The sequence below is a fragment of the Nocardiopsis changdeensis genome, assembly GCF_018316655.1.
Lineage (GTDB): Bacteria > Actinomycetota > Actinomycetes > Streptosporangiales > Streptosporangiaceae > Nocardiopsis > Nocardiopsis changdeensis.
In genome coordinates this window covers 5,965,053-5,990,240 of the sequence record NZ_CP074133.1, presented here as the reverse complement: position 1 = coordinate 5,990,240, position 25,188 = coordinate 5,965,053, and the positions used below count along the sequence as shown (strand labels likewise).

Annotated in this window: 18 protein-coding genes; 15 read left to right on the top strand and 3 right to left on the bottom strand. The window is 73.4% G+C overall.

The annotated features are described in order from the left end of the window. The first annotated feature begins 13 nt into the window (after nucleotides 1-13). The 12 genes from ilvN (at nucleotide 14) to cimA (ending at nucleotide 18,074) form a co-directional block, all read left to right on the top strand. Nucleotides 14-538 carry an acetolactate synthase small subunit gene (ilvN, locus tag KGD84_RS26950; RefSeq protein ID WP_220563144.1) on the top strand — a complete coding sequence of 175 codons (525 nt, stop codon included), beginning with the start codon at nucleotides 14-16 and terminating at the stop codon, nucleotides 536-538. Nucleotides 539-612: 74 nt separating this feature from the next. Further along, a complete protein-coding gene (gene ilvC / locus KGD84_RS26945) occupies nucleotides 613-1,608 on the top strand; it encodes a ketol-acid reductoisomerase (protein ID WP_220563143.1) in 996 nt (331 codons plus the stop codon). Nucleotides 1,609-1,764: 156 nt separating this feature from the next. Further along, nucleotides 1,765-3,354 carry a phosphoglycerate dehydrogenase gene (serA, locus tag KGD84_RS26940; protein ID WP_220563142.1) on the top strand — a complete coding sequence of 530 codons (1,590 nt, stop codon included), beginning with the start codon at nucleotides 1,765-1,767 and terminating at the stop codon, nucleotides 3,352-3,354. 319 nt (nucleotides 3,355-3,673) lie between these two features. Continuing rightward, a complete protein-coding gene (locus KGD84_RS26935) occupies nucleotides 3,674-4,009 on the top strand; it encodes a hypothetical protein (RefSeq protein ID WP_220563141.1) in 336 nt (111 codons plus the stop codon). Next, the gene (locus KGD84_RS26930; protein ID WP_220563140.1) at nucleotides 4,006-5,985 is read left to right on the top strand and encodes a glycosyltransferase family 2 protein; all 1,980 of its coding nucleotides are present in this window, start codon (nucleotides 4,006-4,008) and stop codon (nucleotides 5,983-5,985) included. Before KGD84_RS26935 ends, KGD84_RS26930 begins: the two co-directional genes overlap by 4 nt. Beyond that, entirely contained in the window at nucleotides 5,982-7,970 is a 1,989-nt protein-coding gene (locus KGD84_RS26925; RefSeq protein WP_260697160.1) for a glycosyltransferase family protein, read from the top strand. Before KGD84_RS26930 ends, KGD84_RS26925 begins: the two co-directional genes overlap by 4 nt. Next, nucleotides 7,967-9,946, top strand: coding sequence for a glycosyltransferase family A protein (locus KGD84_RS26920; protein ID WP_220563136.1), 1,980 nt, complete (start codon nucleotides 7,967-7,969; stop codon nucleotides 9,944-9,946). Before KGD84_RS26925 ends, KGD84_RS26920 begins: the two co-directional genes overlap by 4 nt. 10 nt (nucleotides 9,947-9,956) lie before the next feature. Beyond that, nucleotides 9,957-11,552, top strand: coding sequence for a glycosyltransferase family 2 protein (locus KGD84_RS26915; RefSeq protein ID WP_255646835.1), 1,596 nt, complete (start codon nucleotides 9,957-9,959; stop codon nucleotides 11,550-11,552). 11 nt (nucleotides 11,553-11,563) lie between these two features. Then, nucleotides 11,564-13,144 carry a glycosyltransferase family 2 protein gene (locus KGD84_RS26910; protein ID WP_255646834.1) on the top strand — a complete coding sequence of 527 codons (1,581 nt, stop codon included), beginning with the start codon at nucleotides 11,564-11,566 and terminating at the stop codon, nucleotides 13,142-13,144. A 591-nt stretch (nucleotides 13,145-13,735) separates the two neighbouring features. After that, entirely contained in the window at nucleotides 13,736-14,797 is a 1,062-nt protein-coding gene (locus KGD84_RS26905; RefSeq protein ID WP_220563134.1) for a 3-isopropylmalate dehydrogenase, read from the top strand. Nucleotides 14,798-15,016: 219 nt separating this feature from the next. Beyond that, nucleotides 15,017-16,141 carry a branched-chain amino acid aminotransferase gene (locus KGD84_RS26900; RefSeq protein WP_220563133.1) on the top strand — a complete coding sequence of 375 codons (1,125 nt, stop codon included), beginning with the start codon at nucleotides 15,017-15,019 and terminating at the stop codon, nucleotides 16,139-16,141. Nucleotides 16,142-16,457: 316 nt separating this feature from the next. Continuing rightward, the gene (cimA, locus tag KGD84_RS26895) at nucleotides 16,458-18,074 is read left to right on the top strand and encodes a citramalate synthase (protein WP_220563132.1); all 1,617 of its coding nucleotides are present in this window, start codon (nucleotides 16,458-16,460) and stop codon (nucleotides 18,072-18,074) included. A 240-nt stretch (nucleotides 18,075-18,314) separates the two neighbouring features. Here the strand turns inward: cimA and KGD84_RS26890 are convergent, their stop codons facing one another. The 3 genes from KGD84_RS26890 to KGD84_RS26880 all read right to left on the bottom strand — a co-directional run bounded on the left by KGD84_RS26890 (nucleotide 18,315) and on the right by KGD84_RS26880 (nucleotide 21,338). Continuing rightward, on the bottom strand, nucleotides 18,315-20,039 hold the full coding sequence (locus KGD84_RS26890) for a DUF4132 domain-containing protein (RefSeq protein ID WP_220563131.1): 1,725 nt from the start codon (nucleotides 20,037-20,039) through the stop codon (nucleotides 18,315-18,317). A gap of 64 nt (nucleotides 20,040-20,103) precedes the next feature. Then, nucleotides 20,104-20,544, bottom strand: a complete 441-nt coding sequence (locus KGD84_RS26885; RefSeq protein WP_255646833.1) for a Rieske (2Fe-2S) protein — start codon at nucleotides 20,542-20,544, stop codon at nucleotides 20,104-20,106. 29 nt (nucleotides 20,545-20,573) lie between these two features. Beyond that, nucleotides 20,574-21,338 (bottom strand): DUF3152 domain-containing protein, encoded by a 765-nt coding sequence (locus tag KGD84_RS26880; protein WP_255647111.1) that lies wholly within the window; start codon nucleotides 21,336-21,338, stop codon nucleotides 20,574-20,576. Between the two features lie 261 nt (nucleotides 21,339-21,599). Here KGD84_RS26880 and KGD84_RS26875 point away from each other — a divergent pair, with 261 nt between their 5' ends. The 3 genes from KGD84_RS26875 to gltX all read left to right on the top strand — a co-directional run bounded on the left by KGD84_RS26875 (nucleotide 21,600) and on the right by gltX (nucleotide 25,021). Beyond that, a complete protein-coding gene (locus KGD84_RS26875; protein WP_220563130.1) occupies nucleotides 21,600-22,400 on the top strand; it encodes a fumarylacetoacetate hydrolase family protein in 801 nt (266 codons plus the stop codon). A 93-nt stretch (nucleotides 22,401-22,493) separates the two neighbouring features. Then, complete coding sequence (locus KGD84_RS26870) at nucleotides 22,494-23,516, top strand: GDSL-type esterase/lipase family protein (protein ID WP_255646832.1); 1,023 nt, start codon at nucleotides 22,494-22,496, stop codon at nucleotides 23,514-23,516. 59 nt (nucleotides 23,517-23,575) lie between these two features. After that, nucleotides 23,576-25,021: a glutamate--tRNA ligase gene (gene gltX / locus KGD84_RS26865; RefSeq protein ID WP_220563129.1), complete on the top strand. Its 1,446-nt coding sequence runs from the start codon at nucleotides 23,576-23,578 to the stop codon at nucleotides 25,019-25,021. The last annotated feature ends 167 nt before the right edge of the window (nucleotides 25,022-25,188 follow it).

Genomic DNA, 25,188 nt, shown 5'->3' with positions numbered 1-25,188 from the left:
CAGGCCGACCACCATGAGCCGTCACACGCTTTCCGTCCTGGTGGAGGACACCCCGGGCATCCTCGCCCGAGCCTCTGCCCTCTTCTCCCGCCGCGGGTTCAACATCGACTCGCTCAGTGTCAGCACCACCGAGTATCCGGGCCTGTCCAGGATGACGATCGTGGTCAACTGCGACCTCCACCCCTTGGAGCAGGTGACCAAACAGCTCAACAAGCTGATCAACGTCGTCAAGATCGTGGAGATGGACACCACCGCGTCGGTCCAGCGCGAGCTGCTGCTCGTGAAGGTCAAGGCCGACGCGTCGAGCCGCACCCATGTGCTTCAGACGGCCGAGCTGTTCCGCGCGCACGTCGTGGACGTCAGCCCGGACGTCGTCGTCATCGAGGCCACCGGCGACCCCGAGAAGCTCGATGCCCTGGTGAAGAACCTGGAGCCGTTCGGCATCCGGGAACTGGTCAAGTCAGGGCTGGTCGCCCTGGGGCGCGGGCCGCGGTCGATCACCGACCGCTCCCTGCGGGCGGTCGAACGCACCGCCTGAGGATCCCGGCGCCCGGACACGGCCGGGTGCCCCCGCGTCCCCCAACGAATGTGAAGAACAAGGAGTAACCCCAAGTGGCAGCACAGATGTACTACGACGACGCCGCGGACCTCGGGCTCATCCAGAGCAAGAAGGTCGCCGTGATCGGTTACGGCAGCCAGGGCCACGCGCACGCGCTGTCGCTGCGGGACTCGGGCGTCGACGTCCGGATCGGCCTGGCCGAGGGCTCCAAGAGCCGCGCCAAGGCGGAGGAGGAGGGCCTGCGCGTCCTCACCCCGGCGGAGGCCACCCGCGAGGCCGACGTCATCATGATCCTGGTCCCGGACCACATCCACCGCGACCTGTACGCCGCGGAGATCGAGCCCAACCTGGAGCCGGGCAACGCCCTCTTCTTCGGCCACGGCTTCAGCATCCGCTACGGGCTCATCACCGCGCCCGAGGGCGTGGACGTCGCCATGGTCGCCCCCAAGGGCCCGGGCCACCTGGTGCGCCGCCAGTTCGAGGCCGGGCGCGGCGTCCCCTGCCTGGTCGCGGTCGAGAAGGACGCCAGCGGCCAGGCCTGGGACCTCGCGCTGTCGTGGGCCAAGGGCATCGGCGGCACCAAGGCCGGCGTCATCAAGACCACGTTCGAGGAGGAGACCGAGACCGACCTGTTCGGTGAGCAGGTCGTCCTCTGCGGCGGCACCGAGGAGCTGGTCAAGGCCGGTTTCGCCACCCTGGTCGAGGCGGGCTACCAGCCGGAGATCGCCTACTTCGAGTGCCTGCACGAGCTGAAGCTCATCGTCGACCTCATGTACGAGGGCGGCATCTCCAAGATGAACTGGTCGGTGTCGGACAACGCCGAGTACGGCGGCTACACCCGCGGTCCGCGCCTCATCACCGAGCAGACCCGCGAGGAGATGCGCAAGATCCTGCGCGAGATCCAGGACGGCTCCTATGCCAAGGAGCTCATGGACGAGTTCGACGCCGGGCAGCCGACGTTCACCAAGCGCCGCGAGGCCGAGCAGAACGAGCAGATCGAGAAGGTGGGCGCCGAGCTGCGCCCGCTGATGAGCTGGCTCAAGGGCTGAGCGGAGTCCTCGTGAGATGGGGGTGGGTGGCTACGACCACCCGCCCCCATCGGGCTTCCCTACCTCCGCAGTAGACTTCCTCCCGGCCGTCCTCACCCGATCGCGGTAGGGCCTGACCTGCGCGAATCGGGACGCACCACCCGAAAAGGAACCCCTGTGTCCAAACCCGCCGTACTCGTAGCGGAAGAACTCTCGCCCGCCGGAATCGCGCTGCTCGAAGAGGACTTCGAGGTCCGCCGCGTCGACGGCGCCGACCGGTCCCGGCTCCTGCCGGCCCTGGCCGACGTGGACGCGCTGATCGTGCGCAGCGCCACCAAGGTGGACGCCGAGGCCCTGGCCGCGGCCCCCCGCCTCCAGGTGGTCGCCCGGGCCGGCGTCGGCCTGGACAACGTGGACGTGGAGGCCGCCACCAAGGCGGGCGTGCTGGTGGTCAACGCCCCGACCTCCAACATCGTCAGCGCCGCCGAGCAGGCCGTGAACCTGCTGCTGGCCAGCGCCCGCAACACCGCCCCCGCGCACAACGCGCTGGTCAACGGCGAGTGGAAGCGGTCCAAGTACACCGGCGTCGAGCTGTACGAGAAGACGATCGGCGTCGTGGGCCTGGGCCGCATCGGCGCCCTGGTCGCCCAGCGCCTGCTGGCCTTCGGGACCCGGGTCATCGCCTACGACCCGTTCGTGCAGCCCGCGCGCGCCGCCCAGATGGGTGTGGAGATGACCACGCTCGACGACCTGCTCGGACGCTCCGACTTCATCACCATCCACCTGCCCAAGACCAAGGACACCCTCGGCCTGATCGGTGACGAGGCGCTGCACAAGGTCAAGCCGAACGTGCGGATCATCAACGCCGCGCGCGGCGGGATCCTGGACGAGGACGCGCTGTACCGGGCGATCAAGGACGGCCGGGTCGCGGGCGCGGGCATCGACGTGTTCGCCAAGGAGCCGTGCACGGACAGCCCGCTGTTCGAGTTCGAGAACGTGGTCGTGGCCCCGCACCTGGGCGCCAGCACCCACGAGGCGCAGGAGAAGGCGGGCACCCAGGTGGCCCGCTCGGTCAAGCTCGCGCTGTCCGGCGAGTTCGTGCCCGACGCGGTCAACGTGCAGGGCACCGGCGTGGCCGAGGAGATCAAGCCGGGCCTGCCGCTCACCGAGAAGCTGGGCCGGGTCTTCACCGCCCTGGCCGGCGCGCTGCCCAGCCGCATCGACGTGGAGGTGCGCGGGGAGATCGCCGCCCACGACGTCAAGGTGCTGGAGCTGGCCGCCCTCAAGGGCGTGTTCGCCGACGTGGTCGAGGACACGGTGACGTTCGTCAACGCCCCGCTGCTCGCCAAGGAGCGCGGTGTGGAGGTCGACCTCGTCACCAGCGACGAGAGCGGCGACTGGCGGAACCTCATCGCGGTGCGCGGCGTGCTGGCCGACGGCACCCGGGTGTCGGTGTCGGGCACGCTCACCGGCCCCCGCCAGGTCGAGAAGCTGGTGGAGGTCAACAACTACACCCTGGAGATCGGCCTGGCCGAGCACATGGTGTTCCTGTCCTACGACGACCGCCCCGGCGTGGTCGGCAAGGTGGGCGCCCTGCTGGGCGACGCCGGCGTCAACATCGCCGGCATGCAGGTCATCCGGGACCAGGAGGGCGGCCGTGCGCTCATCGCGCTGACCGTCGACTCCGCGGTGCCGGACGCGGTCCTGGCGTCGATCTCCGCCGAGATCGACGCCGAGGTCACCCGCCAGGTCGACCTGGAGGACTGACCCGGCCGCGCCGAGGGACGAGGAGGGGCCGCACCGTGAGGTGCGGCCCCTTTTCCGATGTTACACGGCTTTTCTTGGAATTCGCCTTTTCTGTGAAGTCTGGGGTCGGTGAGGGATTTCCTGCCGATCGGCTCCGGGTCTTTCGGTATTCGGTGCCTCTGTTTACTCCTGCTTTCCTTTTCCGGCGGCGCCCTCTGCGGCCGGGGCTCATAAGGTTTCCTGGGACATATGAGTCGAACGGTTTTCCCTGGGGGCGGGGTTGAAGCTTTCGCGTTCTCGAATTCTCTTTCTCGGTGCACTTTTCGCCGGAATGGAGGTGGTGTTCCTGGGAGGTCTGGTCGCCTTCGGCCGCCTCTCCTTCCAGGACGCCGTCCAGCTGCTGGTGTGCACGGCGCTCCTCGGCACGTGCCTGGTCCTGGTCCTGGTGCTCCACCGGGTCAACCGCCAGCTCCGGGCGCTCCGGGCCGGATTCGACCGGCAGGTCCGGGAGTTCGCCGAGATCTCCGGGGAGAACCGCGTCGAGCTCGTCGGCCGCGCCGACGACCTGGCCGAGCGCCTGACCCGCCTCGAACTCCGGCTCGCCTCCACGGGGGTGCGGATCACGCTGGACGGCCGTGACGCGGACGCCGCCCAGAGCCTGCGGAACCTCTCATGAGCCCCGCGCGGCGGACCCGGCTCGCCGGGTTCCTGGGACGCGGCCCCGTGCTGGTGTGCCGCTACGGCGGGGAGGGCGAACCGCCCCCGTCCCCGCTTCCCGGGAACGCGGTGTTCCTCGAACTGGAGGAACTGATCCGGGGGGAACGCCCCGCGTTCGACGGGGAACCCGGGTACGCGCAGGCGATGGTGGTCGTTCCCGGAGTGCTCCGCCTACGGGCCCTGGTCCCGCACGCGCACCTGATCCCGTCCGTGCCCCGGCTCTCGGTCCTCATCGAGGCCTTCCTCGGGCCGGGCTCGCCCGTGCCGGCGTTCCCCGCGTCCCTCCCCGGCCCCGAACTCCTCGACTTCCGCGGCCGTGTGCTCCCCTGCGGCGGGCGCCTGGTCGAATTCGTCTTCGACGGCCCGGCACCGACGGCCGAGGTGCTGGCCGGGGTGGCCCGCGGCGCGCTCGGCGGCCGGCGCGGGGCGCCTCCCCTCCCCGTCGGCCGCGCGCTGGGCCCCGACGCGGGCGTGTGGCGGCCCGGGGAGCCCTTCCGCGCTCCCGTGGAACCGCTCGACCTCACCCTGCTCACCGGCGCGGGGACCCGCAACGACGACGTCCGGTCCCCGCACCTGGCCAGGCCCGCCGGGGCGGAGCTCTCCTGGGGTTCCGTGGGCCGGGCCGGTACCGACATCGCTCCACTGCGTTCGCTGACCGTGGGGGATGTGCCTCCGGTGGATGAGCGTGTGGTGAATCCGGTGGGGTTCGTGCGGGGGTGTTCGTCGGTGGTGGGGCGGTTGGTGTGTCGGGAGGGGCGGTGGGTGCTGGTCGCGGGTGGTCGGGAGCGGTGGCGGGTTCCCGATGACGGGTCTGTGACCGATGTGGATGTGGCGGCGGTGCGTGATCTGCGTGCGGTGCGGGTGGAGTGGGGGCGTCATAGCGGTCCGTTGGCGGCGGTGCGTGCGGTGGCGGCGTTGGCGGTGGCGGGTGTTCCGGTGGTGTCGTCGGGTGTGCCGGTGTGGGCGGGGTGTCTGGGCGGTTCGTTGGTGGGGTTGATGGGTTCGGTGTCGGTGGCCGGGCTGGCGGACGCGCAGGTGCGTGAGGAGTTCAGTGTGCGGTTGCGTCGTGCGGCGTTGGGGTCGCACAGTGTGGCCGCGCGGTGGCGGGGGTCGGCGGTGCGGGCGGGGGTGGGGCCGGTTCCGGTGGCTTCGGTGTCGGTGGTGTTGTGCACGCGGCGGCCGGAGATGGTGGGGTTCGCGTTGCGGCAGGTGGGGCGGCAGCGGGGTGTGGATGTGGAGGTGGTGTTGGCGCTGCACGGGTTCGGTGCGGGTGTGCCGGGGGTGCGGGAGGCGGTGGAGGGGTTCCGGGCGTCGGGTGGCCGGTTGGTGGTGTGGGAGGCGCCGGGTGAGTGGGTGTTCGGTGCGGTGTTGAACGGGGCGGTGGCGCGGGCGTCGGGGTCGTTGGTGGCGAAGATGGACGATGACGACTGGTACGGGCCCGATCATCTGTCGGATCTGGTGTGGGCGCGTCGTTATTCGGGTGCGGACCTGGTGGGAACCGCGGCCGAATTCGTGTACCTGGAGGCCTTGGACGTCACGGTCAGGCTGGCCCAGCCGACCGAGTGCGCCTGGCACACCGCGGCGGGGGGCACCCTGTTCACGGACCGCAGGACCCTGGAGGAGGCCGGGGGCTTCCCGGAGGTCCGTACCGGCGAGGACACCCGGCTGAACCTGGCCATCGGCAGGATGGGCGGCCGCATCCACCGCGGCCACGGCGGCAACTACGTGCTGCGCCGCAAGGCGTCCGGCCACACCTGGAGGGTGGGGAGCGGCTACTTCCTGAAGCACGGGGGCGAACGCCCCCTCCCCGGGTGGCGGCCCAGTGCGCTGCTGGAGGCCGGGCCCGGCGAGGGGCCGCCGGGAGCGCGCCGAACGGACCCGTGGACGGCGGGGGAGGAGCCCGCCCGGAGGGCGCCCGCGGAGGCGGCCCGGTGAGTGTGACGGAGCTCGGCGGCGCGCTGCGCGCCGCTTCCCCGCGCGGAGCCCTGCTGTGCCACATCGGGCAGGGCACCTCCCGCCTCGCCCGCGCCGCCGCCACGGCGGACGTCCGGCCCACGGACCTCGCGCAAGCCGACGCGGCCCCTCCGCCGGGGACGGGGGACGGGCCCCTCGACCTCGTCGCCGTGCTGGCCGGGTCGATCACGGACCTGCGCCGCGCCGTCCCCGTGGCGGCGGGGCTCCCCGAGGCCGCCCGGGTCCTCGTCTGCGTCCGCTCGCCCGCCACCGCCCGGCGCCCGCCGCTGCCGGCCCTGCCGGACGCGGGCCGGTGGACCGGCCTCCTCGACGTGCGGGTCCGCCGGTCGGTCGGCTGGGGGTGGACGGCGGACCTCTTCTTCGAGTCCCCCGTGTCGGTGGCCGAGGTGCTGGCCGGGGTGGCCCGGGGGTTCCTGGGAGGCCGTCGCGGTACCGCCCCGGCGCCCCCGCGGAGACGGCCGGGCCCGACAGCCGGCCTGTGGCGCCCCGGCGAGGTCCCGCTGCGGGCGGCCGGCGGGAGCGGACGCGAACTCGCCTCGGAGGTCCTCCCGGAGGCCGGGGAGGGGACCGGGGACCGGGGAGCGCCCCCGCGGCGCTCCCTCGCGGAGGGCTCCTGGGAACGGATCGGCTCCCCCGGCGCCGCGGACCTGTGCTCCCCCCTGCCCTCCGTGGGGGATGTGCCTCCGGTGGATGAGCGTGTGGTGAATCCGGTGGGGTTCGTGCGGGGGTGTTCGTCGGTGGTGGGGCGGTTGGTGTGTCGGGAGGGGCGGTGGGTGCTGGTCGCGGGTGGTCGGGAGCGGTGGCGGGTTCCCGATGACGGGTCTGTGACCGATGTGGATGTGGCGGCGGTGCGTGATCTGCGTGCGGTGCGGGTGGAGTGGGGGCGTCATAGCGGTCCGTTGGCGGCGGTGCGTGCGGTGGCGGCGTTGGCGGTGGCGGGTGTTCCGGTGGTGTCGTCGGGTGTGCCGGTGTGGGCGGGGTGTCTGGGCGGTTCGTTGGTGGGGTTGATGGGTTCGGTGTCGGTGGCCGGGCTGGCGGACGCGCAGGTGCGTGAGGAGTTCAGTGTGCGGTTGCGTCGTGCGGCGTTGGGGTCGCACAGTGTGGCCGCGCGGTGGCGGGGGTCGGCGGTGCGGGCGGGGGTGGGGCCGGTTCCGGTGGCTTCGGTGTCGGTGGTGTTGTGCACGCGGCGGCCGGAGATGGTGGGGTTCGCGTTGCGGCAGGTGGGGCGGCAGCGGGGTGTGGATGTGGAGGTGGTGTTGGCGCTGCACGGGTTCGGTGCGGGTGTGCCGGGGGTGCGGGAGGCGGTGGAGGGGTTCCGGGCGTCGGGTGGCCGGTTGGTGGTGTGGGAGGCGCCGGGTGAGTGGGTGTTCGGTGCGGTGTTGAACGGGGCGGTGGCGCGGGCGTCGGGGTCGTTGGTGGCGAAGATGGACGATGACGACTGGTACGGGCCCGATCATCTGTCGGATCTGGTGTGGGCGCGTCGTTATTCGGGTGCGGACCTGGTGGGAACCGCGGCCGAATTCGTGTACCTGGAGGCCTTGGACGTCACGGTCAGGCTGGCCCAGCCGACCGAGTGCGCCTGGCACACCGCGGCGGGGGGCACCCTGTTCACGGACCGCAGGACCCTGGAGGAGGCCGGGGGCTTCCCGGAGGTCCGTACCGGCGAGGACACCCGGCTGAACCTGGCCATCGGCAGGATGGGCGGCCGCATCCACCGCGGCCACGGCGGCAACTACGTGCTGCGCCGCAAGGCGTCCGGCCACACCTGGAGGGTGGGGAGCGGCTACTTCCTGAAGCACGGGGGCGAACGCCCCCTCCCCGGGTGGCGGCCCAGTGCGCTGCTGGAGGCCGGGCCCGGCGAGGGGCCGCCGGGAGCGCGCCGAACGGACCCGTGGACGGCGGGGGAGGAGCCCGCCCGGAGGGCGCCCGCGGAGGCGGCCCGGTGAGTGTGACGGAGCTCGGCGGCGCGCTGCGCGCCGCTTCCCCGCGCGGAGCCCTGCTGTGCCACATCGGGCAGGGCACCTCCCGCCTCGCCCGCGCCGCCGCCACGGCGGACGTCCGGCCCACGGACCTCGCGCAAGCCGACGCGGCCCCTCCGCCGGGGACGGGGGACGGGCCCCTCGACCTCGTCGCCGTGCTGGCCGGGTCGATCACGGACCTGCGCCGCGCCGTCCCCGTGGCGGCGGGGCTCCCCGAGGCCGCCCGGGTCCTCGTCTGCGTCCGCTCGCCCGCCACCGCCCGGCGCCCGCCGCTGCCGGCCCTGCCGGACGCGGGCCGGTGGACCGGCCTCCTCGACGTGCGGGTCCGCCGGTCGGTCGGCTGGGGGTGGACGGCGGACCTCTTCTTCGAGTCCCCCGTGTCGGTGGCCGAGGTGCTGGCCGGGGTGGCCCGGGGGTTCCTGGGAGGCCGTCGCGGTACCGCCCCGGCGCCCCCCGCGGAGACGGCCGGGCCCGACGCCGGCCTGTGGCGCCCCGGCGAGGTCCCGCTGCGGGCGGCCGGCGGGAGCGGACGCGAACTCGCCTCGGAGGTCCTCCCGGAGGCCGGGGAGGGGACCGGGGACCGGGGAGCGCCCCCGCGGCGCTCCCTCGCGGAGGGCTCCTGGGAACGGATCGGCTCCCCCGGCGCCGCGGACCTGTGCTCCCCCCTGCCCTCCGTGGGGGATGTGCCTCCGGTGGATGAGCGTGTGGTGAATCCGGTGGGGTTCGTGCGGGGGTGTTCGTCGGTGGTGGGGCGGTTGGTGTGTCGGGAGGGGCGGTGGGTGCTGGTCGCGGGTGGTCGGGAGCGGTGGCGGGTTCCCGATGACGGGTCTGTGACCGATGTGGATGTGGCGGCGGTGCGTGATCTGCGTGCGGTGCGGGTGGAGTGGGGGCGTCATAGCGGTCCGTTGGCGGCGGTGCGTGCGGTGGCGGCGTTGGCGGTGGCGGGTGTTCCGGTGGTGTCGTCGGGTGTGCCGGTGTGGGCGGGGTGTCTGGGCGGTTCGTTGGTGGGGTTGATGGGTTCGGTGTCGGTGGCCGGGCTGGCGGACGCGCAGGTGCGTGAGGAGTTCAGTGTGCGGTTGCGTCGTGCGGCGTTGGGGTCGCACAGTGTGGCCGCGCGGTGGCGGGGGTCGGCGGTGCGGGCGGGGGTGGGGCCGGTTCCGGTGGCTTCGGTGTCGGTGGTGTTGTGCACGCGGCGGCCGGAGATGGTGGGGTTCGCGTTGCGGCAGGTGGGGCGGCAGCGGGGTGTGGATGTGGAGGTGGTGTTGGCGCTGCACGGGTTCGGTGCGGGTGTGCCGGGGGTGCGGGAGGCGGTGGAGGGGTTCCGGGCGTCGGGTGGCCGGTTGGTGGTGTGGGAGGCGCCGGGTGAGTGGGTGTTCGGTGCGGTGTTGAACGGGGCGGTGGCGCGGGCGTCGGGGTCGTTGGTGGCGAAGATGGACGATGACGACTGGTACGGGCCCGATCATCTGTCGGATCTGGTGTGGGCGCGTCGTTATTCGGGTGCGGACCTGGTGGGAACCGCGGCCGAGTACTTCTACCTCGAACCCCTGTCCCTCACCGTCCGGTGGGACACCTTCTCCGAATGCTTCGCCGAGCACGTCTCCGGTGCCTGCCTCCTCACCGACCGGACCCTCCTGGAGGAGGTCGGCGGGTTCCGCCCCCTCCCGGTGAACGAGGACGCCGCGCTCCTGGAGGGGGCCCGGGCCGCCGGGGCCGCCGTCTACCGCGCACACGGCCTGGGGCACGTCATCCGCCGGGCCGGGCGCGGCCACACCTGGCTGGAGCGGACGGGGTTCTTCCTGCGCGACAGGGGAACGCAGTGGCGGGGCTGGCGGCCCAGCGCCCTGCTGGAGAGCGACCCCGGCGACGCGCCCCCCGGAGAGGCAGGGGGCCCCGCCGGGGCACCGGAGCGGGCGACCCCCTCCGGGCAGAGCACGAGCGACTGAGGAGACGGCCGTGACACTCGTCGACCATGCCGGGCAGCAGGTACTCGGCTCCACCGCACCCGCACCGCCGCCGGTCCTGCGGCACAACGACTACTCGGCGCTGGAGCCGCCCCCGGTGGGGGAGTGGTCTCCGGTGCTGGGTGTGAGCGTGGTGGTTCCGGCGTTCGGGGGGCAGGAGAAGCTGGATCTGACGTTGGCGTCGTTGGCGGCGCAGGGGTATCCGTCGTCGTTGACCGAGGTCGTGGTGGTGGACGACGGGAGTGCTCCCGCTCTGCGGCTGCCGGAGCTGCGCCCGGAGAACACGCGGCTGGTACCGGCCCTGCCCGGCGGCTGGGGGCGTGCCCACGCCGTGCATTCGGGCGCCCTGTCCTGCGGGGGCGAGGTGCTGCTGTTCCTCGACGCGGACATGGTGGTGTTCCGCGACCACCTGGAGGCGCAGATGCGCTGGCACCACCTGGCCGACTACCTCGCGGTCACCGGGAACCTGCGCGTCGTCGAGGACACCGGACGCCCGCCCACCCCGCGGGAGGTGTTCGAGGCCGTGGAGCGAGGGGAGGAGGAGCGGCTGGTCGAGGGGCCGGGGCGGGAGATGGAGTGGCTGGCCAAGGCCTACCGTACGACCGGGGACCTGCGGAAGGCCGGCCCCCGGGCGCACCGGTGCTTCATCGGGGCCACGGGCTCGGTCCACCGGGCCTTCTACCACGAGTGCGGGGGCATGGACCCCACCCTCCTGCTGGGCGAGGACACCCATCTGGGGTTCCGCATGCTCCAGAACGGAGCCGTCTTCGTTCCCGAGCGCACCGCGGGCAGCTGGCACCTGGGCCTCCCCCACATGGAGAGGCGCCGCGCGGAGGCGATGCGCTTCAACCGGACCTTCGTGGGCAACCGCCTCCCCTACATGGCGGACTCCCGGCGCGTCCGGGGGCGGCGGTGGCAGGTCCCCGGGGTCGACGCGGTGGTGGAGACCGAAGGGCACACGTTCGAGGAGGTCGCGGCCACCGTCGACGCGCTGCTGCGCGGTGACGCGTCGGACCTGAGGATCACCCTGGTCGGCGCCTGGGAGCCCGAGCGGGCGGCCCGGAGCAGACCGGCGGACGGCCCCGGCCCGGACCTGCGCCTGATCCGGGAGCACTACGGCGCGGAGCCCCGGGTCCGCTTCGCCGCCGCGGTGCCCGGCGCCGACCCGGACGTCCCCTTCCGCCTCCTCCTGGCACCCGGTCAGGTCCTCGCCCCCCATGCCGTGGACCGGATGGTCGACCGGATGGAGAAGAGCCGGTGCGGGCTCCTGCGCGCCACCGTCCTCGGGAACGACCTGGGAGGACCCCGGCTCGAACGCACCGCGGCCTTCGCGCGGGCGCGCCGGCTGGCCGGGGAGGGCGAGGACCTGGAGGCGATGGTCGACCGCGTTTACGGCGTCCACTGGATGGACGGCGACTCGGAGCTGTTCCAGGAGGCGCCGGAGGCCCCCGCCGACTGGGAGGAGCGGGTCGCGCGGGCCCTGGCGGAGGCCGAGGGGCACCGCGCTCGGGCCCGGGCCCTGGAGGGCAGGTTCCGCCGGCTGACCGGGGGCGGGCTCGGGCGGCTGCTGTGGCGGGTCCTGGGATGAGGGGTGACGCTGTGACGGGTGTCCGTTCCGAGGGCCTCCCCGCGGGCGCGGCGCGTGCGCCGCGGCCCGTGGTCCGGCGCAACGACCACACCGTGCTGGACCCTCCGGCGCTGGGGGAGTGGTCTCCGGTGCTGGGTGTGAGTGTGGTGGTTCCTGCGTTCGGGGGGCAGGAGAAGCTGGACCTGACGTTGGCGTCGTTGGCGGCGCAGGGGTATCCGTCGTCGTTGACCGAGGTCGTGGTGGTGGACGACGGGAGTGCTCCTGCGTTGCGGCTGCCGGAGCTGCGCCCGGAGAACACACGGCTGGTGCCCTCCCTGCCCGGCGGATGGGGGCCGGGGCACGCGGTCCACTCGGGGGTCCTGGCCTCCGAGGGCGAGGTGGTGCTCCGGCTGGACGCGGACATGGTGGTGTTCCGCGACCACCTGGAGGCGCAGATGCGCTGGCACCACCTGGCCGACTACCTCGCGGTCCTGGGTGACACGGTGTTCGAGGAGGGCCCCTTCCACGACCTGACCCCCGAGGGGGTGAGGAGGATGGTCCTCGCCGCCGAGTGGCCGCGCCGCCGGCGGGAGAACGCCGCCCGGCCGGCGTGGATCGCCGAACTGCTGGAGGCCGTCGCGGGGCCGGCGGGTGCGGCACACCGCGCCTGGGAGGTGTTCACCGGTGCCTCGTTCTCGGTCCGCCGGGCCTTCCTGGAGGAGGCCGGGGGCATCGACCCCGCGCTGAGCCTGGGCGAGGACAGCGAGCTCGGCTACCGCCTGGCCCAGCGGGGGGCCGTCTTCGTCCCCGACCCCGAGGCGGTCGGCCGGCACCTGGGCGTGCCCGCCACGGAGCACGACGGACCGCGGGTCCTGCGGGCCTCGCGGCCCGCCAAGGAGGACCGGATCCCCCTGATGTGGAGCCGCCGACAGGCGGCGTGGCGCTCCTGGCGGGTCCCCTACGCGCAGATCGCGGTGGACACCCGGGGGCAGGGCTACGACGGGGTCGCGGCCGTGGTGGACGGACTCCTGGGCGGTGCGCCCGCGGACATCGAGGTGGTGCTCTCGGGGGAGTGGTCCAAGGCCGGCCCCGGACGGCACGGGATGCTGGACGACCCGGACCTCGACGTGCGCCTGCTGAAGGAGTACTACCGCTGCGAACCGAGGGTCCGCTTCTGCGAGGGGGGATTCGAGCCGCACCCGGACGCGCCCTTCCGGCTGCTGGTGCCGGCGGGTTTCCCGGTGGCGCCCCATGCCCTGGCGGTGATGGCGGGGATCGCCGACAGGGAGCGGGCTGGGCTGGTCCTGACCCGGGGCGGGGGACCGCGGCTGGAGCGGACCTCGGCCTTCGCCCGGGCCCGGCTCCTGGGCGCCTCCCCGGAGGACCTGGACGCCGTCGTGGCCGATGTGTGGGGGACGGCGGAGGCGGAGCGGGACGCGGTCGCCGCGACGGGGGAGGCGCCGGAGCCGCCCCCCTCGGACTGGGACAGGCGCCTGAAGAAAGCGCTCCGGAAGGCCGAGCGGGCCGAGGAGGAGGCCGACCGCTGGGAGCGTCGGATCCGGGCGCTCACGCGGGGCCGCTGGACGGGGCTGACCCTGTGGGGGACGCGCTGACGACAGGAAGGGGCGCGGTGTCCGACCGGAGGCCGCGCCCCTTCGTCCTGTTCCGAGGTGGAATGCGGGCGCTCCCACCTGCGACGACACGCGGTCATCTCACATCGTGAGAACTTCTGGCCACATAGTTGGACATCCGATATTCTGTCGTCCTAGGAGCCAGCGGTGTCCGACTCCACCGGTCGACGCCGCCGTCCGCCGCTTCCGCCCGCCCCCACCCGGGTCCGCGGAGGCGGCCCCGGCGACCCCGCCGGGAACCACGCTCCCGTCTTTCTCTCATCTCTCGCGGTCACCGTGGACCGCGGCATCCGCACGGCGCGCCCATCCGGCCCGAGTGCACGCGATGCCGGTCACGCACCGCAATCGGAGTCCCACATGATGTACGACATGGTCGAGTACCCGTCCGCCTCCGACGTCGACGACGAGATCCACCGCGCGCTCCAGGACGCCCTGAACCGCCGCGACTGAAAGGTCGGGCGGCGGACGCCGCCGGTCTCGCGGACCGGTATGGTTGTCTCATTCAGTGTTCATTCTGATCTCACCATGTGAGAAGTAGCCGGTGGGATCGCGATCGGAGCAGAGGCAGGCCGCATGGCAGCGCGCACGGTGAAACTGGCCGTCATCCCCGGCGACGGGATCGGACCCGAGGTCGTCGCCGAGGGCCTCAAGGTGCTGGAGGTCGCCGCCGCCCGGCACGACCTCGCCGTCGAGACCACCGAGTACGAGCTCGGCGCCCGGCTCTGGCACCGCACCGGCGAGACCCTGCCCGACTCCGTCGCCGCGGAGCTGGCGCAGCACGAGGCCGTCTACCTGGGCGCGGTCGGAGACCCCACGGTCCCCAGCGGCGTCCTGGAGCGCGGCCTGCTGCTGCGCCTGCGCTTCGACTTCGACCACTACGTCAACCTGCGCCCCGTGCGCCTGTACCCCGGCGTGGAGAGCCCGCTGGCCGGAGTGGGCCCCGAGGACATCGACATGCTCGTCGTCCGCGAGGGCACCGAGGGCCCCTACGCCGGGGCCGGCGGCGTCCTGCGCAAGGGCACGCCGCACGAGATCGCCACCCAGGACAGCGTCAACACCCGCTTCGGCGTGGAGCGCGTCGTCCGCTTCGCCTTCGCCAAGGCCGCCGAGCGCCCGCGCAAGAAGCTCACCCTGGTCCACAAGGACAACGTCCTGACCTTCGCGGGCGAGCTGTGGCAGCGCGTCGTCCGCGAGGTCGGCGCCGAGTACCCGCAGGTCTCGGTCGACTACTGCCACGTCGACGCCGCGGCGATGTTCTTCGTCAACCAGCCCGCCCGGTTCGACGTGATCGTCACCGACAACCTGTTCGGCGACATCATCACCGACATCGGCGCCGCCATCACCGGCGGCATCGGGCTGGCCGCCAGCGGCAACGTCAACCCGGACCGGACCTTCCCGAGCATGTTCGAGCCGGTCCACGGCTCGGCCCCCGACATCGCCGGGCAGGGCAAGGCCGACCCGACCGCCACCGTGCTGTCGGCCGCCATGCTGCTGGACCACCTCGGCGTCCCCGAGGCGGCCCGCCGCATCGAGGCCGCGGTCTCCGCCGACCTCAAGTCCCGTGCCCCCGGCGAGACCCGCTCCACCTCCCGCATCGGCGACGACCTCGCCGCGCGAGTAGCCGAGCAGGGCTGACGCCCCGCGTCGGCCCTGCCCCGTCGATGGACCAGGGCGCGGCCGACCGGCACAGCCACCGCGAACACCCGTGAGGGCGCGCCCGGACATCCCCGGGCGCGCCCTCGCCGTGTTACGGGCCCGTTGCTCCCGCTCTGGCACAGGGTGCGCTCTTCCGACAGACTAGATCCCAGGTCGGCGGCGCTGCCGACCTGATGCACCCGAGAGGACCGACGAGTCATGACCAACGACAACACCACCACGAGCGGGTTGGCGTTCGACATCCAGCTCTCCGACCGGCGGAAGACCCCGCAGGAGCGAGAGGCACTGCTGGAGAGTCCGGGGTTCGGCCAGGTGTTCACCGACCACATGGTGAGCATCCGCTACACCGAGGGCAAGGGGTGGCACGACGCGAAGCTGGAGCCCTACGGCCCGCTGAGCCTGGACCCGGCCACCTCCGCGCTCCACTACGCCCAGGAGATCTTCGAGGGGCTCAAGGCCTACCGCCACCCCGACGGCTCCCTGGCCTCCTTCCGGCCCGAGGCCAACGCGGCCCGCTTCAACCGGAGCGCCGCCCGCATGGCCATGCCGGAGCTTCCCGAGGACCTGTTCCTCAAGTCCATCGAGCTGCTGCTGGAGCACGACGGCGAGTGGGTCCCCACCAAGCCCGACTTCAGCCTCTACCTGCGCCCGTTCATGATCTCGACGGACGTCGGCCTGGGGGTCAACCACCCCTCCCGCAGCTACGTCTACCTGCTCATCGCCTCCCCGGTCGGCTCCTACTTCTCGGGCGGCATCAAGCCGGTCACCGTCTGGCTGTCCACGGACTACACGCGCGCCGCCCCCGGCGGCACCGGCGCGGCCAAGTTCGCGGGCAACTACGCGGCCAGCTTCCTGGCCCAGGCCCAGGCCGTGGAGAAGGGCTGCGACCAGGTGGTCTGGCTGGACGCCCGCGAGCACCGCTGGGTCGAGGAGATGGGCGGCATGAACCTGTGGTTCGTGTTCGGCTCCGGTGAGAACGCGCGCCTGCGCACGCCCCCGCTGACCGGCACGCTGCTGCCCGGCATCACCCGCGAGTCGCTGCTGACCCTCGCCCCCGACCTGGGCATCCCGGCGGAGGAGAAGCCGATCTCCACCGAGGAGTGGCGCAAGGCCGCCGAGTCGGGCGAGCTGACCGAGGTCTTCGCCTGCGGCACGGCCGCGGTGATCACCCCGGTCGGGTTCGTCAAGAGCGACGAGGGCGAGTTCACCATCGGCGACGGCACCCCCGGCCCGATCACCATGCGCCTGCGCGAGGAGCTGGTGGGCGTGCAGACCGGGCAGCGCCCCGACGAGCACGGCTGGGTGACCCGCTTCGGGAAGTAGACCCGGACGCGGGACACCGAACGCGGGCCGCCGGGGTCTCCCCGGCGGCCCGCGGCGTCCGGCCCGGCCCCGCCCGGTTCGTCCAGTGGGAGAAATCACTGTCCCACATGTTGGGACAATCGGTCCGCGGGCGGGGTCACGGACGTCGTCCTGTGGCACACTGGCCGCATGCCGTCTCAGGTGATCATCATCGTGAGGCGCGCCGGCTGACAACGGACCTGGCCGGCGCGCAGACCTCTCATGTCCATGGGGGGTCTTTTTTGTTGGCCGGGTCCGGGTCGGTCCTCCACAGCATCCACCTTCGGGAGTTCCACCCATGAGGAACGACGGTTTCCACGTTTTCGACACCACGCTGCGCGACGGGGCCCAGCGCGAGGGGATCAATCTCCGGGTCTCCGACAAGCTGGCCATCGCCGCGCTGCTGGACGACTTCGGGGTGGGGTTCATCGAGGGAGGGTGGCCGGGGGCGAACCCCAAGGACACCGAATTCTTCCAGCGGGCTTCACAAGAGCTCTCGCTGAAGCACGCGCAACTCACCGCGTTCGGCGCGACCCGCCGGGCCGGTGTGAGGGCCGCCGACGACCCCATGGTGGCCGCGCTGCGCGACAGCGGCGCGCCGGTCGTCACCCTTGTCGCCAAGAGTGACGACCGGCACGTCGAGCGCGCACTGCGCACGACCCTCGACGAGAACCTCGCCATGATCGCCGACACGGTGTCCTACCTGCGCGAACACGGCCAGCGCGTGTTCGTGGACTGTGAGCACTTCTTCGACGGGTACCGGCACGACCCGTCCTACGCCCTCGACGTCGTACGCACCGCGGCCGGGGCCGGCGCCGACGTCGTGATCCTGTGCGACACCAACGGGGGCATGCTCCCCGACGACGTCTTCCGCACCGTCACCGAGGTGCGCGAGGCCACCGGCGCCCGGCTGGGCATGCACGCCCAGGACGACACCGGGTGCGCCGTGGCCAACACCCTGGCCGCCGTGGACGCCGGCGCCACCCACGTGCAGTGCACCGCCAACGGCTACGGGGAGCGGGTGGGCAACGCCGACCTGTTCGCCGTGGTGGGGGCGCTCACCCTCAAGCGCGGCATGGACGTGCTCCCCCAGGGCTGCCTGGAGGAGATGACCCGGGTGTCGCACGCCGTCGCCGAGATCGTCAACCTGGCCCCGGACACGCACCGCCCCTACGTGGGGGTGTCGGCGTTCGCGCACAAGGCCGGGCTGCACGCCTCCGCGATCAAGGTCGACCCCGACCTGTACCAGCACACCGACCCGGCGCTGGTCGGCAACACCATGCGCATGCTCGTCTCCGACATGGCCGGGCGCGCGTCCATCGAGCTCAAGGCCCAGGAGCTGGGCCTGGACCTGGCCGGCGACCGCGCCCTGTCGGGCCGGGTCGTGGAGCGGGTCAAGGGCCTGGAGCTGTCGGGGTACAGCTTCGAGGCGGCCGACGCCTCCCTGGAGCTGCTGCTGCGGGAGGAGATGGGCGAGCCGGTCCGCTACTTCGAGACGGAGTCGTGGCGGGTCATCACCGAACGCCGCCCCCGGGACGGGGCACCGCTGTTCGGCGCGTACGAGAGCCTGACCGAGGCCACCGTCAAGCTGACGGTCAAGGGCGAGCGGGTCATCGCCACCGCCGAGGGCAACGGCCCGGTCAACGCGCTGGACCGGGCGCTGCGCTCCTCCATGGAGGGCGTGTACACGGCGCTGGCCGGGCTGGAGCTGGTGGACTACAAGGTCCGCATCCTGGAGGGCAGCTCGGGCACCAACGCCATCACCCGCACGCTCGTCACGTTCAGCGACGGCGCGGGGGAGTGGACGACCGTGGGCGTGGGCCCCAACGTCGTGGACGCCTCCTGGGTGGCCCTGGAGCAGGCCTTCAACTACGGCCTGCTGCGCCAGGGGTACCCGCGCGAACGCGACGTGTGACGGGTCGCCCGCCGCGGCACGGGCCCCCGACCGGATGACCCCGGACGAGGGGCCCGCCCCGTTCCGCCGGGTCCCCCGACCGCGCCCGCCGCCCTTCGGGGCCGGTGGACGCCGTGCCCGGGTGCGGCCTCCGGCCCGGCCCGCGGCCGGGGTGGCCTTTCCGGCATGCGTCGGTGTCCGGACCGGCCGGTTCGTGGTGGATGCCGTGCCCGGCCCGGGCGTCCTCCGGCCCGGAGCGGGTCAGGGGGCGCGGCGCACGCGGGTCGCGGGCGGGGCGTCGGCGGTGCGCAGGAGCACCCCGCCGTCGTCGGCGCGCAGCAGCCAGTGGCCGCCGTCGCGTTCGGGGGTGCCGGGCCGGCCGTCGGGGTCCACCGCCCAGGCCAGGCCGCGGGCGACCGGCCCGGTCACCGGGTGCTCCAGGTAGGAGGAGACCCAGACGCCCAGCGCCGGGGCGTGGTCCCCGAGGGCGCCGAGGCGCTCCTGCTCGGCCTTGAAGGTCCTGCGGACGCGCGCCGCCCGGTCCTTGGCCTCCTTGAGTGCCTCGGGGTGCTCCGCGGCCAGCTCCCGGGGCGCCCGGGAGCCGGTCCTCCCGTCGGGTCCGGTGTACCGCAGGGCCACGCCCCCCTCCGTCACGGCGACCGTCACGCTGTGGCCGCCGACCCGCTCGGTGCGGGTCCCGTCGGGGCCGAGCCCGTGCGCGGGGACGGTGCGCTCCGCGGCCTCGGCGGCGGACAGGCCCATGCGGTCGGCCACCGTCCTCAGCGTGGCGTCGGCGTACCCCACCGCCGTCCGGTCCCGGAGCTCGGAGCGGATCTCCACCAGGGCCGCCAGCGACTCCGGACCGGGCAGCCGGTTGAACGCGAGGAGGAAGGAGCGGGCCCTGTCCAGCGCCCGGGGGCCGCGCCCGGCCGCGGGGACGCCCAGGTGCAGCACCAGGCGGCGCAGCAGGTCCGGTGCCCACCGCGGGACCGGGTCCAGTAGGGGCAACAGCTCGGACATCCCCCGCAGCAGGTGGCCGGCGTGCACGCCGATGTACTGCTCCCCGCGGTGGCGGACGTGCCCCGGCAGGCGGTGGTCGAGGCGGTCCCGCGCGGTGAGGGCGGGGACGGGTTCGGGCAGGTCGGGCAGGTCCAGCGCCACCTCCAGGAACCCGCGCAGCGCCCCGTCGAGGTCGGTGAACCCGGCGAGCAGGTCGGGCAGGCCCTGCCGCCAGGTGTCCCCGTGGAAGGGCTGGAGGGAGTGCACGAGCAGGGCGGGCAGCCCCGGCGCGGTGAGCAGGTCCGGGCGCGCGGCGCGCAGCCGGTCGAAGAACCGGTCCCCGGCGTAGCAGAGCCCGTCGAGGGAGGCGGGGGCCTCGCCCAGCTCCAGCAGGGCCCCCAGCAGCCGGTGGTGGGCCTGCTCCCGGTCCCGGTCCTCGGCCGGGACGGACACCAGCCACTCCTCCAGGTGGGCGGCCACCGCGCGGACGGTGTCGGCGGAGGCGGCCAGGACGTGGCGCGGCGCCTTCGCGCAGGCGTTCACCGCCAGGTCGGAGGGCCGCGGCCCCAGGGCGCAGGTGCGCAGCAGCAGCGGGAGGGTGGCGCCGTCCCAGTCCAGCGCGGAGCGGGAGAAGTGGCGCTGGATCCGCCGGTGCCGCCGGACCTCCTCCTCGGTGCGGGCCGGTGCCGCCTCCCCCGGCCCCGCGTACGGCGGCATGGTCGCCAGCGACCACACCAGGACACGGCGGAGCGTGTCGTGGTCCAGGCCGTCCAGCAGCAGGTCCGCCCCCGTGCCGGGACGGCGGCTGGTGAGCCCCCAGGTCGGCAGGTGGTCCGCGGGCAGGGCGGCCACCTCGCGGTCGAACTCCGCCGCGGCCGCGGGCAGGGACGGGGTGTACAGCTCCTCGAGCAGGTCGGCGGCGGCGGGGGAGAGGGCGAACCCCCCGGCCTGCGCCTCGGCCCAGGAGCGTGCTGCGGAAGACGTCATCGGCGGCCCTTCGTACCGGTCGGTGTCGGCGGTGGGATCCCCCGGCGCCCGCCGCGGTTCGCGGTCAGCCGACGACCAGGCCGCCCTCCCCGGTGACGGTCACCGGGTACTCCTCCAGGGGCTCGGACGCCGGGCCGTCCGTCCGGGAGCCGTCGGCGATGGAGAACCGGCTGCCGTGGCACGGGCACACGATCTCGTCGCCGACCACCTCGTCCACCGGGCAGCCCTCGTGGGTGCAGGTGGTGGAGAACGCCCGGAACTCGCCCTCCTCCGGCTGGGTCAGGACCACGGCGGCCCCGGGCAGGACGACGCCGCCGCCGACCGGCACCTCCTCGACGGTGGCCAAGGACTCCTCCGGCGAGGGCGCCGGAGCGCTCTCGGGGGCGGGGGAGGCCGGGGCCCCGGTGCCCTGGCCGGGGCCCGAGCAGGCGGCGACGGCGCCGGTGGCCGCGCCCGCGGCCGCGCCCAGGACCGCCCTCCTGCTCAGCGGGAAGGGAACGTTCACGGGTGCGGCCTCTCTGTTCGGGACCGGGGTCAGTCGTCCCCGGGCGGGTCGTTGTCCGGGTACACCCAGCCGTTGGCCTCGCAGCCCTGGAGGTCCAGCGTCTGCTGCTGCATCACCGGGGCGGTCTCGCCCTCCCCCGGGCAGAACACGTGGCCGTGGCCCAGGGTGTGGCCCACCTCGTGGTTGATCAGGTAGATCCGGTAGGTCTCCAGGTCGCCGTCGAAGTGCGGGACCCCGGCCACCCAGCGGTTCTGGTTGATGATGGCCCGGTTGCCGTTGGCGCAGGAGACGTACCCGTTGGTGCGCAGCGGCGCGCACAGGCGGTCGACGGTGTCGGGGGCGGCCAGCAGCACCCGGATGTCGGCGTCGTCGCCGTCCACCCGCTGCATCGACCGCTTCCCGTCGTCGCCCCAGCTGCGCGGGTCGCCCAGGATCAGCTCGACGGCCTCGGCGAAGTCCTCGGCCTCGCCGGGCAGGCCCTTCTCGACCTCCACCGCGAACGTCGTCACCGGCCCCTCGCCCATGACGTCGCCCTCGCCCTCCATCACGGAGAACTCGCCGTCGGCGGTGTCGACCTCCTCCACGACCGAGCGCAGCAGCACCGGCTCGTCCTCCTCCTTCTCCTCCTCGGAGGGAGAGGGGGAGGGGGACGCCGGGGCGGCCGCCTCCTCGGACCGCCCGTCGGCACTGGCCTCCGGCGGGGTCCCGGCCGCGCCGGGCGCCCCGTCGCCCACCGGCCCGGAGGAGCCCGCGGGGGTGCCCGAGTCCTGCAACGGCGGCGGCACGCTGACCATCAGCACGGCGGAGGCGCCCGAGACCAGGCACAGGCCGAGGGCGAGACCCGCCGAGTACCGGCGGGGCCGGCGGCGACGGCCCCGCGGGGACGGAGCGGACGTGGGCACGGGGCACCTCTCAGTAACGGACGACGGACCCCAGCATGCCATGACCGCGGCCGTGGGGAGGGCCAAGCCGGAGGTGCGGCACCGCCGTCGTGCCGTCGGGGGCGGGCGCGGATAACCTGCAAGCGCAAACGTGTCGATCTGGGAGGACAAGCAGTGCGCATCGCACGGTTCGCGGCCGGTGACGAGGTCGGGTTCGGCCTCGTGGAGACCGATACCGACAGCGGCGACGAGTACGTCGCCAGGCTCAACGGGCACCCGCTGCTCGGCGACATCAAGCTGACCGGGGAGAGGGCCAAGCTCGCCGACGTCCGCCTGTTGTCGCCGGTCCTGCCCACCAAGGTGGTCTGCATCGGCAAGAACTACGCCGACCACGTCGCGGAGATGCAGGACATCACGGGCGAGACCACGGAGGAGCCCGTGGTCTTCCTCAAGCCGTCCACAGCAGTGGCCGGGCCCACGGACCCGATCTTCCACCCGGCGGTCTCCGAGCGGGTCGACTTCGAGGGCGAGCTGGCCATCGTCATCTCCCGGCCCTGCCGCGAGGTGCCCCGGGAGCGGGCCGCCGACGTCATCTTCGGGTACACCGTCGCCAACGACGTCACCGCCCGCGACCTGCAGCAGAAGGACAAGCAGTGGACCCGGGCCAAGGGGTTCGACTCCTTCTGCCCGATCGGCCCGTGGATCACCACCGGGCTGAGCATCGACGAGGCGCAGGACCTGGCGGTCACCACCACCGTGGACGGCGAGGTCCGGCAGAGTGGACGAACATCACAGTTCATCCACGACATCCCGGGCATGATCTCCTACGTCACCTCATTCATGACGCTGCTCCCCGGCGACGTCCTCCTCACCGGCACACCCGCCGGCGTCGGCCCGGTGCGGGTCGGCCAGGAGGTCTCGGTGACGGTGGAGCGGCTGGGCACGATCAGCAACCGGGTCGTCGCCCGGGACTGAAGGCCTCCGGCCCGGCCGCGACCCGGCCGGGCCGCACCGTCCCCGGGCGGCGGCCCCGGCCGCCGCCCGACGCCTCACCGGAAGGGCTCCGAAGTGGCCATCCTCCCGTCCCGACGCACCGGCACCCTGGTCCTGGCCGGTCTCGTCGCGCTGGCCCTGGTCGCCGGCGGCGGCTACCTGTGGGTGACACGCACCGACGACCGCGGAACCGACCCCCGAGCGGAGGCTGGAACACCCATGAGCGGATCACTGCGCGTCATGCTCTCCGGAGACTCCATGACCCAGGGCGCCAACGGCGACCGGACGTGGCGCTACCACCTGTGGAACCACCTGGAGCCCGCCGTGGAGGGGCTCGACTTCGTCGGCCCCTACACCGACCCGGCCACCACCGACATGATCATCCCGGTGCCCACCGACGAGGCCCGGCCCTCCGACGGGGACTCGCCCTCCGACGGGCCCACCGCGGACGGGCCCGCCGACGAGCGGCGCGCCGACGGGGCCGCCGGGGCGGAGCCCGAGGACTCCGGGAGCCCCACGGAGCCCGCCGGCCACGGCTGGCCGGGCGCCGACGGGGACGCCGGCACCGGCGAGTACCGCGACCCCGACTTCGACCAGGACCACAACGCCGTGTGGGGCCGCACCCTGCGCGACGCCTCCGCCAGCATCGAGGAGGAGGTGCGCCGCTACGAGCCGGACGTGCTGTGCACCCTCATCGGCGTCAACGACCTGTTGTGGCCGATCGGGATGGAGGAGATGGAGCAGCGGCTGCGCCGGTACATCGAGGGCGCCCGCGAGGGCAACCCCGACGTGAGGATCGTCCTGGCCGAGGCGCTGCCCATCGCCTACGCCGACAACGACCCCGGGTTCGCGCTGCGCACGTACTCCTACAACGTCCTCATCCGGGACCTGGCCGGGGAGCTGTCCACCGAGCGCTCCCCGGTGATCAGCGTCGACATCGCCGAGCGCGAGGAGTGGGACGTGAAGGCCGACACCTACGACGGCACCCACCCCAACGCGCGGGGCGAGATCAAGATCGCGGCGGCCTTCGCCGACGCCCTCTCCGAGGCCTACGGGGTGGGCGGGCCCTACCCCCGGCCGCTCCCCGAACCCTCCTGAGCACGCCGGGAACGGCCGGGCGGGGCCCGCGCGGTCCGTTCGGCCCTACCCTGGAAGGCGTGACCGAGACTTCGATTCGTACCCGCTTCGCCCCGTCCCCTACGGGCATGTTCCACGTCGGCGGCGCCCGCTCCGCGCTCTTCAACTGGGCTCTGGCACAGCAGCAGCCCGAGGGGCGCATGGTGCTGCGCATCGAGGACACCGACGCCGCGCGCAACCGCCCGGAATGGACCGAGGGCATCATCAGGGCCCTGGCCTGGCTGGGCATCGGGGAGGACGACCCCCACTTCGAGGGGCCCTACTTCCAGTCCGCCTACGCCGACAAGCACCGCGAGGCGGCGCAGGAACTGTACAAGAACGGCCGCGCCTACTACTGCGACTGCACCCGCGAGCAGCTGGAGGCCCGCCGCGACAACCCCAACCTGGGCTACGACGGCTTCTGCCGCGACCGCGGCCTGGAGGCCGGCCCCGGCCGGGCGCTGCGGTTCCGCGTGCCCGACGGCGGTCCCACGGTCGTGGACGACCGGATCCGCGGCCGGGTGGAGTTCGCCCACTCGGCCATCGAGGACTTCGTGATCGCCCGGGCCGACGGCTCCCCGCTGTTCGTGCTGGCCAACGTGGTCGACGACGTCGAGATGGGCATCACCCAGGTCGTCCGCGGCGAGGAGCACCTGTCCAACACCCCCAAGCAGCAGCTGCTGTGGGAGGCGCTGGGCCACACCCCGCCGGTGTGGGCGCACCTGCCCGTCATCGTCAACGAGCAGCGCAAGAAGCTGTCCAAGCGCCGCGACAAGGTCGCCCTGGAGTCCTACCAGGAGGAGGGCTACCTGGCGGAGGCGATGGTCAACTACCTGATGCTGCTGGGCTGGGGGCCGGGCGACGACCGCGAGATCATGCCGTGGTCGGAGATGGTGCCGCTGTTCCGCATCGAGGACGTCAACAGCTCCAGCGCGTTCTTCGACGAGAAGAAGCTGCGCGCCTTCAACGGCGAGTACATCCGGGCGCTGGGCGTGGACGAGTTCGTCGAGCGCTGCGCCCCCTGGGTGACCGGCGAGGACACCCCGTGGGCGGCCGCCGACTTCGACCCGGAGGTGTTCCGGGCGGTCGCGCCGCTGGCCCAGAGCCGGGTCGCGGTGCTGTCGGAGATCGTGCCCAACGTCGACTTCCTGTTCCTCGCCGAGCCGGTAGAGGACGAGAAGAGCTGGGCCAAGGCGATGAAGCCGGGTGTGGGCGAGGAGATGCTCGCCGCCTCCCTGGAGCGCTTCGCCGACCCGTCCCTGGAGTGGAACGCCGAGGCGCTCAAGACCGCCACCGAGGAGACCGGCGCCGGCCTGGGCCTCAAGCTCGGCAAGGCCCAGGCGCCCGTGCGCGTCGCGGTGACCGGCCGCACGGTCGGCCTGCCGCTGTTCGAGTCCCTGGAGCTGCTGGGCCGCGAGCGCGTCCTGGCGCGGCTGGGCGCGGCCCTGGAGAAGCTGCGCGCCCAGGGACCCGCCGAGCAGTCCTAGCGTTCACCGGAGCAGAGGATCCGCTGCTCAGAGGGGCGCCCAACGGGGTGGTCGGGGTCACGGACCCCCCACCCCGTTTTCGGTTCGCGAGCACTCTGAAGTTCCGCTAGAGTTATCCACGTCGCCGAGGGGGACAGGGAAAGCGGAAAAGCGGACCGGGTCCTCCC

Bases quoted from the DNA above. Each gene is read 5' to 3' on its own strand.
- KGD84_RS26930 (WP_220563140.1), top strand. From the start codon at position 4,006: ATGAGCCCCGCGCGGCGGACCCGGCTCGCCGGGTTCCTGGGACGCGGC.
- KGD84_RS26890 (WP_220563131.1), bottom strand. From the start codon at position 20,039: ATGACGTCTTCCGCAGCACGCTCCTGGGCCGAGGCGCAGGCCGGGGGG.
- cimA (WP_220563132.1), top strand. From the start codon at position 16,458: ATGAGGAACGACGGTTTCCACGTTTTCGACACCACGCTGCGCGACGGG.
- ilvN (WP_220563144.1), top strand. From the start codon at position 14: ATGAGCCGTCACACGCTTTCCGTCCTGGTGGAGGACACCCCGGGCATC.
- KGD84_RS26900 (WP_220563133.1), top strand. From the start codon at position 15,017: ATGACCAACGACAACACCACCACGAGCGGGTTGGCGTTCGACATCCAG.
- KGD84_RS26905 (WP_220563134.1), top strand. From the start codon at position 13,736: ATGGCAGCGCGCACGGTGAAACTGGCCGTCATCCCCGGCGACGGGATC.
- KGD84_RS26880 (WP_255647111.1), bottom strand. From the start codon at position 21,338: ATGGTCAGCGTGCCGCCGCCGTTGCAGGACTCGGGCACCCCCGCGGGC.